Origin of the sequence: Lysinibacillus composti (genome assembly GCF_016908465.1) — a bacterium.
Lineage (GTDB): Bacteria > Bacillota > Bacilli > Bacillales_A > Planococcaceae > Ureibacillus > Ureibacillus composti_A.
The window spans coordinates 35,001-47,713 of the sequence record NZ_JAFBDY010000009.1 but is presented as its reverse complement, the minus strand read 5'-3'; the positions used below and the strand labels follow the sequence as shown (position 1 = coordinate 47,713).

Sequence of the window (12,713 nt, the reverse complement as noted above, 5' to 3'; positions counted from 1 at the left end):
CCTGCATTCGGAAAACCGAATCTTTCATGTACATGTAATAACATTGTACCATAAATTTATCAATATGTTTTTTAGTATTTTATTCTGTTTTATCAGCCGGGCTTACAGTGATTGTTTCTTTGCGAATATTAGCACCTAATGCACATAGTTTATCGATTAATGAACTATAACCGCGCTCAATATGATGGATATCTTGTATTTCTGTTTCGCCCTCTGCAAGAAGTCCTGCAAGAACAAGTGCCGCACCTGCACGAAGATCTGTTGCAGTTACTTTGGATCCGTGAAGTTTTGTCGGCCCTTGAATTATAGCTGTATTCCCTTCCACTCTTGCACTTGCATTCATGCGGCGTAATTCATCAATATGTTTAAAACGGGCAGAATATATAGTGTCAGTTACCTTTGAAGCACCGACTGCTTGTGTCATTAGAACGGAAAGTGGTTGTTGAACATCTGTGGGGAACCCTGGGTAAACAAGAGTTTTTACATCAACTGCTTGTAGCGAATCCGTTCTTGAGATAAAAATACTTTCTTCTCCCTCTTGGACTTTGACACCCATTTCACGTAGTTTTGCAGTTACGGCTTCAAGGTGGAATGGAATAATATTATCAATTGTAACTCCATTACCTATAGCGGCAGCCATAATCATAAATGTAGCTGCTTCAATTCGATCAGGAATAATTGTATGTTTAGTACCCTGTAATTCATCTACACCTTCTATACGAATAACACTTGTTCCAGCACCTTTAATGTTTGCCCCCATATTCGTTAATAATGTGGCAACATCAATAATTTCCGGTTCTTTTGCAGCGTTTTCAATTACTGTACGTCCTTTAGCACGCACCGCTGCTAACATAATATTAATCGTAGCCCCAACACTTGCAACGTCCAAATAAATTTTTGCACCGATTAATTCCTCGGCGCGAAGATAAATTGCACCATGCTCATTTGTTACTTTTGCTCCGAGTGCTTCGAAACCTTTAATATGTTGATCAATCGGACGTGGACCTAAAAAGCATCCACCTGGTAATCCAATCACTGCATTTTTAAAACGCCCCAACATCGCACCCATTAAATAATAAGATGCACGCAGTTTTTTGACATTACCATTTGGTAAAGGAATCGCAACCATGTTCGTCGGATCGATCGTCATTTGACCATTTTTAAAAGTAACTTCGCCGCCAATTTCTTCTAGTAATGCTTTTAACGTCCAAGCATCAGAAATCTCTGGTATACCACCAATTGTCACTGAAGAATTCGCTAGGATTGACGCTGGAATTAAAGCAACTGCACTATTTTTGGCTCCGCTAACTTTTACCGTACCTTCAAGACGATTTTCGCCAATGATTTTATAAACATCCATAACGCGTTCTCCCTTATGATTGGAAAGTTTCGTTTAGTATTGTCAATTTCGCTTCCATCTATTATTTTTCTTTCAATTCAGGATGTGGAATTTTGCGAAAATTTTACATCAATGATTTTGTATGTTCTATTACTATTCGACTTCCCAATTTCTTGTGTCTTTAAGCGTGAAAATGTAAAAAAGTAACTCACTGAACTTTACTTTTCAATTAAAACGTGATTGGCAAAGAGCTATTACATTTTCCGCTGATCTTACGATGCCGAAAGAATACTTCGTTGTAATTACATTCTCATCAACCTGATAGAATTTATTCACCGATTACCTATTCCATTTTTAGATAGGTTTTTAGGGAATATTCCATATAGTGGATTATTGTTCTTGACGCTTTTTCCAATCTGATAGGAATCCTTCAATCCCTTTATCAGTTAAAGGATGACTAAATAGTTGCTTTAATACTTTGAACGGCGTTGTGGAGATATGTGCACCTGCTAAGGCAACTTCAGTAATATGTTGTGGATGACGAATTGATGCTGCAATAATTTCAGATTTAATATCATGAATTGTGAAAATATCTGCTATTGTTGAAATTAAGTCGACACCGTTGTATCCAATATCATCCAAACGGCCAACAAATGGTGATACATAAGTTGCACCTGCACGAGCTGCCATAAGTGCTTGATTTGCACTAAAAATAAGCGTTACATTTGTTTTAATTCCTTTTTCAGAAAAGAATTTACATGCTTTCAATCCATCCGGAGTCATCGGTAATTTCACTGTAATATTTGGAGCAATTGCAGCTAGTTCTAAACCTTCTTTAATCATACCTTCAGCATCTAATGAAATAACTTCTCCACTTACAGATCCATCAACTAACTCAGCAATTTCACGAAGACGATCGTGGAATGATATATTTTCTTCTTTTGCCACTAACGATGGATTAGTTGTTACACCTGAGATAATTCCCCAAGAATGGGCTTCTTTAATTTCATCAAAATTAGCTGTATCAATAAAAAATTTCATTATGTTTTCCTCCGGTACATCAATATTTTTAAAAATGTTGTCTATATACAAGTGAAGAGAAGGTGGATTTGAAACAATCCGACACTTCTCCTCCGAAATCACTATTTGACTCAAGAAAAGCAGTGAAATATTAGATTGTCTACGGTTGTATAAATCTATTTCAAATGTATTTGAGCTACTGCTTTCTTATATTTTTAACTATTAAGCTTTTTGAGAACTTCCAAATTCACGCATTTTACCAATTACAGTTTCTTTAATTGCTTCGCGTGCTGGCCCTAAATATTTACGTGGGTCATATACTTTTTTGTCGTTGTCTAAAATTTCACGAATCACTCTTGTTGCTGAAATTTGGTTTTCAGTGTTTACGTTGATTTTCGCAGTTCCTAAAGAAATAGAACGTTGAATATCTTTCGTTGGAATACCTGTCCCACCATGTAATACAAGTGGAAGGTTTGCAAGATTAGAGATTTCTTCCATCTCTTTGAACCCAAGATTTGGTTCACCTTTGTAAGGACCGTGAACAGAACCTAATGCTGGCGCTAAGCAATCAATTTCAGTTTGTTCAACTAATGCTTTACATTCTTGTGGATCGGCATAGATGATACCACCTGTAACACCATCTTCATCTCCACCAACAGTACCTAGCTCAGCTTCAACTGAAACACCTTTTGAATGTGCGTATTCCACTACTTGATTTGTTAGTTTAACGTTTTCTTCAAATGGATGGTGAGAAGCATCAATCATGACAGAAGTGAAACCAGCATCAACTGCTTCTTTACATTTTTCAAAGCTTGAACCATGGTCTAAATGAATTGCTACAGGAACTGTGATTTTATAACTTTCCATTAAACCTTTTACCATATGAACAACAGCCACAAATCCGCCCATATATTTACCAGCACCTTCAGAAACTCCAAGAATTACAGGAGACTTTTCCTCTTCAGCTGCTAATAAAATCGCTTGAGTAAATTCTAGGTTATTAATATTAAATTGACCTACTGCGTATTTTTCAGCCTTTGCTTTTTCTAACATTTCTTTCATCGATACTAACGGCATTATTAAAATCCTCCTCAGGATGAATTAAGTTGAAAATCATAAATATTCCATATCATCATAGCAAAAAGAGAGGAGTCACTCAAGTGACTCCTCTCTTTTCTGCACCGAAAGCCATAGCGTCAGGTGCAAATTCCCTTTATACGTAAGGCAAATGATTATGAATCTTATTCTGCGCAGCTTTTATTCTTATGGAGTCACTCAAGTGACTCCTCTCTTTTCTGCACCGAAAGCCATAGCGTCAGGTGCAAATTCCCTTTATACGTAAGGCAAATGATTATGAATCTTATTCTGCGCAGCTTTTATTCTTATGGAGTCACTCAAGTGACTCCTCTTTTCTGCGGCGAAAGCCAAAGCGACAGCCGCAAAATACCTTTATGGGTAAGTAAAATGGTCTAAAATTCTAATATGCGTACCATGCACTACATCAAGAGTCACTCAACAGACTCCTCTCTTTTCTGCACCGAAAGCAAAATCGTCAGGCTCAAAATCTACTTACGCGAGGCAAATGTTAATTAATCCCTATCTCGTTACTTTAAATATTTAGAACAGTCTCTGAAGTAGACTCATCTCTTTTTAAAGAGACGTCTGACCTTACTGAACATTGTAAAAGTATTAAAAAAGAAAGTATAAGAGCATTAATTATTCCGCCATTGCTGCTTTCACTTCATCACGAACATCAAAAATATTAAATGGCTTAGTAAAAAACTTTGAAACACCTAACTCATAGGCTTGATTCATTAATTCCTCATCACCAAAAGCCGTCATCATAAAAATAGGTAAATGAATATTCATATCTTTCATACGCTTTAAAATTTCAATACCATTCATTCCTGGTATTTTCATATCTAGTAAAACGCAACCAACACGATCCGCTTCAAGTAGTCTAATGGCTTCAACACCCGTAGAAGCTAATAATGTTTTATAACCTTCTTTTTTAAAGACTTCTTGTAATAAAAGTTGAATTCCTTTTTGATCATCTACTATTAGTATTTTTTTCACAGCTTTTTACCCCTTAATCCCCTTAGTTAGAAAAACACTTCCCATTTTTTCCATTTTCTAAACATATATTTCGCTGTTTGTAAGGAAAAACCCTTTATCTAAATGTCAAATAGCCTCGACGTTTCTACGTGCGGAATTTGAGTTGTACTCACTTTTACTAAAAATAGAGACGGGAATTTCCTAGACACCTTACTTTGCTTTCGTTACAAAAAATTTAGTTGTATGATGATAAAATGTTCTTATTTTACATTTGTATTATATCAAACTTATAATACAAATGAGGTGGAACTATGTCTAAAATACTTACAACCCAATTAAATGGTCTATTTCAAAGAATTGTCCAAAGCGAAGAAGAGGCAATAGAAGAGACAGCAAGACTACTTGCACAAGCGGCCATTGGACAAGGAACTATTTATTTCGCATGTTTTGACGAACTTCAAGCGGTAGAATTAAATGCTCTATTTGGTGCAGAGCCGTTCTCTAAACTTGCAAAATGGACACCAGATACATTGATTACTGATGTTGACCGCGTTTGTATATTTACGCGAAATAGTGATCATCAAGATGCAATTTCATTAGCCAAAACGTTATATGATGAATTCATTCCATTTGCTGTAATAGCAAGTGAACCTGCAGGAGAATCAAATCAACTAAGTGAACTAGCTTATACGTATATCTCGATGAAAATTCGTGGTGGTATTTTACCTCATCCAACTAAATTGGGTGAACGAATTGTCGTTCCTCATTTAATGGCGGCTCTTTTCATTTATGAAGCAATCAAAATGAGCTATGATGAAATGATTTCAGATGATGATGAATTAGAATAGCATTTTCATTAAAATGGATTTTCTACCAATTTAAAGCTTCATCGCTCTAATATCGATAAAAAGGCAACTTGTCGTCAAATATAGACGTCAAGTTGCCTTTTTTAATTTTCAGTTAAGCCGGTTAGCGACATGATCCAAATTTTGGCCAACTCGTCTGCTAAACAAACCCATTTACGTTTTCTTTATATTAACGGTTATTAAATGATGCGCCTACAAATTCACGGAATAGTGGTTGTGGGCGTTGTGGACGAGAAATTAATTCTGGGTGGAATTGACATGCCACAAAGAATTTTTTCTCTGGTAATTCAATAATCTCAACTAATTTATTGTCTGGACTTGTTCCTGAGAATACAAGACCTTCCGCTTCCATTGCTTCACGGAATTCATTATTAAATTCATAACGGTGACGGTGACGTTCATAAATTAATTCATCGTTATAGCTTTTAGCTGCACGAGAACCTTCTACTAATTTACATGGATATAAACCTAGACGTAAAGTACCACCTAAGTCGATGTCATCGCTTTGATCTGGTAAAAAGTCAATGATTGGGTAAGGCGTTTCTTTATTTAATTCTGTAGAATGTGCTCCATCTAAGCCTAATACGTTACGTGCAAATTCGATTGATGCTAATTGCATACCTAAACAAATACCTAGGAATGGAATGTCATTTTCACGTGCATATTGAATTGCAGAAATCTTACCTTCAATACCACGGTCGCCGAATCCACCAGGAACTAAAATTCCGTCAGCAGTGCCTAATAGTTCTGCTACGTTTTCATTGTTTACGTGTTCTGCATTAATCCAATCTACTTCGATATCTGAATCATATACATAACCAGCGTGTTTTAATGCTTCAACAACAGAAATATAAGCATCTGGAAGCTCTACATATTTACCAACAAGGGCGATACGTGTTTTGTGTTGAAGATTTTTTACTTTACTTACAAGCTCTTTCCAATCAGACATATTCGCTTCTGGTGCTTCAATACGGAAATGTTCTAATACGATATCATCGAAATCTTGTGCATGAAGATTTAATGGCACTTCATATAAATGTTCTGCATCACGAGATTCGATAATATCACGAGGTGTTACATCACAGAATAATGCTAATTTATCTTTCATGTCGTCAGAAACCGGTTGCTCTGTACGAACGACAATAATGTTTGGTTGGATCCCTAATGAGCGTAATTCTTTTACTGAGTGTTGTGTTGGTTTTGTTTTCAACTCTCCAGCAGCTGCAATGTAAGGAATTAACGTACAATGAACATACATAACATTGTTATGTCCTAAATCTGATTTCATTTGGCGGATTGCTTCTAAGAATGGAAGTCCTTCGATGTCCCCTACTGTTCCACCAACTTCAGTAATAACGATATCTGCGTTTGTTTCACGTCCAGCACGTTGGATACGATCTTTAATTTCATTTGTTACGTGAGGAATTACTTGAACAGTTTTCCCGTTATAATCGCCTCGGCGTTCTTTAGCAAGAACGGATTGATAAACACGACCAGACGTTACTGTTGAGTGTTTTCCTAAGTTAATATCGATAAAACGCTCATAGTGACCTAAGTCTAAGTCTGCTTCTGCTCCATCATTTGTTACGAATACTTCACCATGTTGATATGGACTCATTGTACCTGGATCAATATTTAAATACGGATCAAATTTTTGAATTGTTACTTGTAAACCTCTATTTTTTAACAGACGTCCTAAAGAAGCCGCTACAATCCCTTTTCCAAGAGATGATACAACCCCACCTGTTACGAAAATATACTTTGTCATTACATTTTTCCTCCTTATACGCAATTCCCATAAGCATTAAGAAAAGTTCGAGAAACTAAATATTTAATAGGCTTGGCCTCTCTTGAAATTTAAAACATTGCTTTCTCTATTTGCAAAGTTTCGGAGCAACCTACTATGAAGTATTATAGCTATACGTTATGTTCTCCTATTTTCTTTTCTTTTAAAAATAAAAAAACGCTCCACCTGCAAAAATTGCAGAGGGAGCGTGAATTAACACGGATATTCTCCTTTTTAGGAGCCCAAATAAAAGATTATATCGAACCATTAAAGAAGTCAAGTCCTATTAAATACTAAAAATGTCCAATAGAACATTTTCAGCCCATATTAACGTAGGTCTTCGTCTTCTTCCTCTTCGATTTCGTCCTCTTCTTCGTCTTCTTCTAATTCATCATCTTCTATGATGAACCCTTCATCTTCATCAATGATTTCGTCGTCAACATCATCAATTTCACCATCTACATCTAGGGTGTCGATGTCTTCTTCTTCTTCAAAGTCTAAATCCTCTTCCTCATCTTCGACTTCTTCCTCATCCACGAACTCATCAAAGTCTTCTTCAAATACTAAATCTTCCTCATCAACAATTAAATCGTCTTCATCATCAGCAGCTGCTTTAGATTTTCTCTTACGTGTTTTAACTGTAGGAGCAGTTTCTTCTTCGATTGTTTCAACTTTGTACCATTCACGAAGTCCCCAACCGTTTTCAGTGTTTACTAAGAAACGTCCGTCAATGTTCATATCAGTATAAAATTGAACTAGTCTACTTTGAATTTCTTCATCAGACAAACCGTTCAAATTTTGAATTTCTTTTAATAAATCATGAAATTGAAGTGGTGCTTTTCTTTCGTTTAGAATTGCAAATGCTAAATCGATTAATGATTCCTCTGCTAATTCTTCTTTTGTTAATTCACGAATATTCAAACTCGTGCACGTCCTTTCTATATTCATTCCATATTTTCATCAATTGCCTTGGTACAGATTTTATTTTGAGTATGCATCATCTGCGAAACCTATTAAGAGGCTTTTGACTTTGTTCCAAAAACCAGTTAAGATTTTATCCTTTACCTGAACAAAGTTAGCATAATACCCATTATATACAAAGTAATGTTTACTATGCTAGTTTGATTTATCGTTTTTTATTATATATATTTCTCTTATGCCTAAAACAAAAAAGTATATGGATAATATTAGTAATGGAACGGAACCTAGCTGTTTATTATACAGAAAGAAGATTGCAATTAAACAGACCAGTATAAAAATATAATGAAGATGTTGTTTCATCCTAAAGCAATCCTTTCTGTTTCTCGTATCCATCATTATATCTAACTTTTTAAAAATAATACCAAAAATTAGCATTATCAAGTATTCTCATGTAGGAAATTTCCTACATTTGAGAAATTTGTTTTGCTGAAGTAGATGAAATTGATACAAATTACGAAAACTATACACTGTATGAATGTATAAGGACTGTTAGAATAAAACCCCCTCATTTAATATCAACTTTCAACTACATATTTCTTCGATACTGTCCGCCAACTTCATATAACGCTTTTGTAATTTGACCTAAGCTTGCTACTTTAACCGTTTCCATTAGTTCCTCAAATATATTACCACCAACTAAGGCAACTTGCTTTAATTTATTTAAAGCAACTTCACAATTTTCTTTATTTCTTTTTTGAAACTCTTGTAAATTGTGAATTTGTAAATCTTTTTCTGCCTTCGAAGCACGAGCAATTTCCATTTGATCGATTTCTTCTGATGATGGAGGATTTGGATTTAAATAAGTGTTTACCCCAACAATCGGTAGCTCACCTGAGTGTTTTAGATGCTCATAGTTCATGGATTCCTCTTGGATTTTGCCGCGCTGATATTGAGTCTCCATCGCACCTAAAACGCCACCACGATCATTAATGCGCTCAAATTCTTCTAAAACAGCCTGCTCCACTAAATCAGTTAATTCCTCAATAATAAACGAACCTTGTAATGGGTTTTCATTTTTGGATAAACCAAGCTCTTTCGTAATGATCATTTGAATTGCCATTGCACGTCTAACCGATTCTTCAGTAGGAGTTGTGATGGCTTCATCATATGCATTTGTATGAAGAGAATTACAGTTATCTTGTAAGGCCATTAGTGCTTGTAGAGTTGTGCGAATATCATTGAAATCAATTTCTTGAGCATGTAAAGATCGACCAGAAGTTTGAATATGATATTTCAATTTTTGCGAACGCTCATTTGCTCCATACTTATCACGCATAACAATTGACCAAATACGACGGGCCACTCGACCAATCACTGTATATTCAGGGTCTAATCCATTTGAGAAGAAGAACGATAAATTCGGTGCAAAATCATCTATATGCATTCCACGGCTTAAATAGTATTCGACATACGTAAAACCATTTGCAAGTGTAAACGCAAGCTGAGAAATCGGATTTGCTCCCGCTTCAGCAATATGGTAACCCGAAATGGATACCGAATAATAATTACGCACTTTATGATCAATAAAGTATGCCTGAATATCACCCATCATTCGAAGGGCAAATTCCGTGGAGAAGATGCATGTATTTTGGCCTTGATCCTCTTTTAAAATATCAGCCTGAACAGTTCCGCGCACAACCTGCAATGTTTTTTCACGTACATCTGTAAATTCTTGAATGGTTAACTGTCGTCCTAATTTTGCTTCAAGTTGTTGTACTTGGTGGTCGATCGCAGTATTCATGAACATCGCTAAAATGATTGGTGCTGGACCATTAATAGTCATCGAAACAGATGTAGATGGTGCACATAAATCAAAACCCGCATAAAGCTTTTTCATATCATCTAACGTACAAACACTTACACCTGACTCTCCGACTTTCCCATAAATATCTGGACGAATGTCTGGATCTTCCCCATACAAAGTCACTGAATCAAAAGCAGTGGATAAACGTTTCGCATCATCATCCTTCGATAAATAATGGAATCGTTTATTTGTACGTTCTGGTGTACCTTCACCAGCAAATTGTCGTTTTGGATCCTCTCCTTGACGTTTAAACGGGAATACGCCTGCCGTATATGGGAACTGACCTGGTACATTCTCAGCATATACAAAACGCAAGATCTCTCCGTAATCTTTAAATTTCGGAAGAGCGACTTTTGGAATTTTTGTTCCTGATAACGATGTTGTTTTTAACAACGTACGAATTTCTTTATCACGTATTTTTGTAACGAGTTCATCGCCTGAATATGATTCTTTTAGTTTTCCCCAATTGGATAAAATTTGTTTTGACTCTTCAGTAAGCTCATTTTTGATGCCATCAGCTAATGATTGTAATGAAGATATTAGGGCGTCGTTTGGTGTTTTTTCTTGAATTGTCACAATTGAGCCTTCAAGTTGATAAAGCTTGCGGGCAAGTTCAACTTGTTGATTTGCCTTCTTATGATAGTTTCGAACCGTATCCACGATTTCACGTAAATAATAACGTCGATCATTTGGGATAATGACGTTTTGCTTTTGTGTTTTAATAAACTGTTCATAAGATGTTTCCCATTCAAGTCCACACTTCTCATTGATTTTTGCAATCAATGCAGCAAATAAAGAGTTCGTTCCCTTATCGTTAAATTGACTCGCGATGGTTCCGTAAACAGGCATTGTATCTAAGCTTGCGTTCCATAATTCATGGGAGCGTTGATACTGCTTTTGCACCTGGCGAAGGGCATCTTCTGAACCTTTTCTTTCAAACTTATTAATGGCAATTAAATCTGCGTAATCGATCATATCAATTTTTTCAAGTTGTGTCGGTGCACCAAACTCACTTGTCATCACATACATAGATAAGTCAGTATAGTTTGTTATCTCCGCATCCCCTTGCCCAATTCCGCTCGTCTCAACAATAATTAAATCGTAACCTGCTGCTTTTACGATTTGTAACACATCTCCAATTGAAGATGTCAATTCTGTTTTCGATCCACGAGTTGCAAGACTCCGCATATATACTCGATTATCAAATATTGCATTCATGCGAATACGGTCCCCAAGTAAGGCCCCACCAGTTTTTTGTTTTGTTGGATCAACTGAAAGAATCGCAATATTTTTATCAGGAAACTCACGAAGGAATCGACGGATTAATTCATCTGTTAATGATGATTTACCTGCCCCACCAGTTCCAGTAATCCCTAAAACCGGCGTATTTTTTGTTCTCTTTTTTGCTTCTTCAATCAACTGCACTACTTCTTGATTTCCACCTTCTTCAGCAGCTGTGATGAGATTTGCTAATATACCTGGTGTTTTCGTTGTAAGCTTTTCAAGCATTGGCAAGAAGTTGCCCTTTAATGTAGAAAAGTCCGCCCCTTGTATTTGCGCATTGATCATGCCTTGTAAGCCCATCTTCATGCCGTCTTCCGGAGAGAAAATCCCCGCTATTCCGTATTCATGTAGTTCTCGGATTTCACGAGGTAATATTACCCCTCCACCACCACCATAAATTTTTATGTGTGATGCTCCTTTTTCACGCAATAAATCATACATATATTTAAAATATTCCATATGCCCACCTTGATAAGATGAAACTGCGATTGCTTGAGCATCTTCTTGAATAGCCGCATTTACCACTTCTTCTACTGAGCGATTATGTCCAAGATGAATTACCTCTGCTCCACTAGCCTGTAAGATTCTGCGCATAATATTAACCGAAACATCATGACCATCAAAAAGACTGGAAGCTGTGACAAAACGAACATGATGCTTTGGACGATAAACTCCTGACTGATGATTAACTTTTTCTGATTGTTCAACTTTTACCATAATTACTTCCCCCTTATTTACAATTCTTTTTTAATCCTACTAATCTCCAAGTAGTAGTTTGCTTAAGTGCATCAATAACGAAAAATTGATTTCAAATCCTCCTGATGTAAAACGAAAGACACCGCGGAGTAGCAAAGGTATGCTATTGCGGTGTCTAGATTCTTGAATACAGATCAACTCAGTACTCTCCAAAGAGTAGAATATTCCTCTTAACTATTTCTCGAGTTGAAAATGTGTCATCCCTGATAACACCATTTTCGTTTGCAAATGAATATAGTCGTGAATGGAATAATGCTTTTGGAATACCCATTTTCGGAATGCCCAACTTTGTCCTTGAATAACTACATGGTTTGCAGCTAAGTAAATTTCTTTATCGGAAAGAGTTAACTCCCCAGTTTCAACACATTTTTTTATGATTTTCTCAAACAATGCAACCATTTCTATTTCCTTTTTCAAAACATACTTCATCGCTTCTTTAGGCAAAGATTTTGTTTCCTGATACATAATAGTAAATTCATCTATCATACGATCAATTAATAAAAAATATTGACTAATTGCTTCTTTTAACTCATCAATTGTTCCCGCACTCGTTGAGATACTAGATAATTGATTCGTTACTTCTTTATAAATGCTATCACAAACTAAATAGAGCACGTCTTCTTTCGTTCGAATGTACTCATATAGAGTTCCAATACTAAACCCGGCAGCTTTGGCTAGTTCTCTAGTTGTCGCCCGATGAAAGCCCTTCTCTTTAAATAATTTGACTGCCCCTTTAATGATTTGCTGACGTCGTAGTTCGATTAGGCTTTCATCCTTCACAGATGTTTGAACGAAAAAATGATCCTCTTTTTTTGGCATAAG

General features: G+C 36.1%; 9 protein-coding genes. 1 reads left to right on the top strand and 8 read right to left on the bottom strand.

Going from position 1 to position 12,713, the window contains the following annotated elements; genetic code table 11:
- Positions 1-79 precede the first annotated feature (79 nt).
- From JOD29_RS11225 to JOD29_RS11210, 4 genes are all read right to left on the bottom strand, one after another.
- Positions 80-1,360 (bottom strand): UDP-N-acetylglucosamine 1-carboxyvinyltransferase, encoded by a 1,281-nt coding sequence (locus tag JOD29_RS11225; RefSeq protein ID WP_124763419.1) that lies wholly within the window; start codon positions 1,358-1,360, stop codon positions 80-82.
- Between the two features lie 369 nt (positions 1,361-1,729).
- Positions 1,730-2,380 (bottom strand): fructose-6-phosphate aldolase, encoded by a 651-nt coding sequence (fsa, locus tag JOD29_RS11220; protein WP_124763421.1) that lies wholly within the window; start codon positions 2,378-2,380, stop codon positions 1,730-1,732.
- Positions 2,381-2,581: 201 nt separating this feature from the next.
- Positions 2,582-3,436, bottom strand: coding sequence for a class II fructose-bisphosphate aldolase (locus tag JOD29_RS11215; protein WP_124763423.1), 855 nt, complete (start codon positions 3,434-3,436; stop codon positions 2,582-2,584).
- A gap of 639 nt (positions 3,437-4,075) precedes the next feature.
- On the bottom strand, positions 4,076-4,435 hold the full coding sequence (locus tag JOD29_RS11210) for a response regulator (protein ID WP_124763425.1): 360 nt from the start codon (positions 4,433-4,435) through the stop codon (positions 4,076-4,078).
- 290 nt (positions 4,436-4,725) lie between these two features.
- Between JOD29_RS11210 and JOD29_RS11205 the strand changes: the two genes are divergently transcribed.
- Positions 4,726-5,262: a DUF2529 family protein gene (locus JOD29_RS11205; protein WP_124763427.1), complete on the top strand. Its 537-nt coding sequence runs from the start codon at positions 4,726-4,728 to the stop codon at positions 5,260-5,262.
- Between the two features lie 187 nt (positions 5,263-5,449).
- Here JOD29_RS11205 and JOD29_RS11200 read toward each other — a convergent pair whose 3' ends face one another.
- The 4 genes from JOD29_RS11200 to JOD29_RS11185 all read right to left on the bottom strand — a co-directional run bounded on the left by JOD29_RS11200 (position 5,450) and on the right by JOD29_RS11185 (position 12,710).
- The gene (locus tag JOD29_RS11200) at positions 5,450-7,048 is read right to left on the bottom strand and encodes a CTP synthase (RefSeq protein ID WP_124763429.1); all 1,599 of its coding nucleotides are present in this window, start codon (positions 7,046-7,048) and stop codon (positions 5,450-5,452) included.
- A 345-nt stretch (positions 7,049-7,393) separates the two neighbouring features.
- On the bottom strand, positions 7,394-7,987 hold the full coding sequence (gene rpoE / locus JOD29_RS11195; protein WP_192894192.1) for a DNA-directed RNA polymerase subunit delta: 594 nt from the start codon (positions 7,985-7,987) through the stop codon (positions 7,394-7,396).
- Positions 7,988-8,573: 586 nt separating this feature from the next.
- A complete protein-coding gene (gene icmF / locus JOD29_RS11190; RefSeq protein ID WP_124763433.1) occupies positions 8,574-11,852 on the bottom strand; it encodes a fused isobutyryl-CoA mutase/GTPase IcmF in 3,279 nt (1,092 codons plus the stop codon).
- 213 nt (positions 11,853-12,065) lie between these two features.
- Entirely contained in the window at positions 12,066-12,710 is a 645-nt protein-coding gene (locus JOD29_RS11185) for a TetR/AcrR family transcriptional regulator (protein ID WP_124763435.1), read from the bottom strand.
- Between the last annotated feature and the right edge of the window lie 3 nt (positions 12,711-12,713).

Coding starts and splice junctions, on each gene's coding strand:
- JOD29_RS11225 (WP_124763419.1), bottom strand. CDS start 1,360: ATGGATGTTTATAAAATCATTGGCGAAAATCGTCTTGAAGGTACGGTA.
- fsa (WP_124763421.1), bottom strand. CDS start 2,380: ATGAAATTTTTTATTGATACAGCTAATTTTGATGAAATTAAAGAAGCC.
- JOD29_RS11215 (WP_124763423.1), bottom strand. CDS start 3,436: ATGCCGTTAGTATCGATGAAAGAAATGTTAGAAAAAGCAAAGGCTGAA.
- JOD29_RS11205 (WP_124763427.1), top strand. CDS start 4,726: ATGTCTAAAATACTTACAACCCAATTAAATGGTCTATTTCAAAGAATT.
- JOD29_RS11200 (WP_124763429.1), bottom strand. CDS start 7,048: ATGACAAAGTATATTTTCGTAACAGGTGGGGTTGTATCATCTCTTGGA.
- icmF (WP_124763433.1), bottom strand. CDS start 11,852: ATGGTAAAAGTTGAACAATCAGAAAAAGTTAATCATCAGTCAGGAGTT.
- JOD29_RS11185 (WP_124763435.1), bottom strand. CDS start 12,710: ATGCCAAAAAAAGAGGATCATTTTTTCGTTCAAACATCTGTGAAGGAT.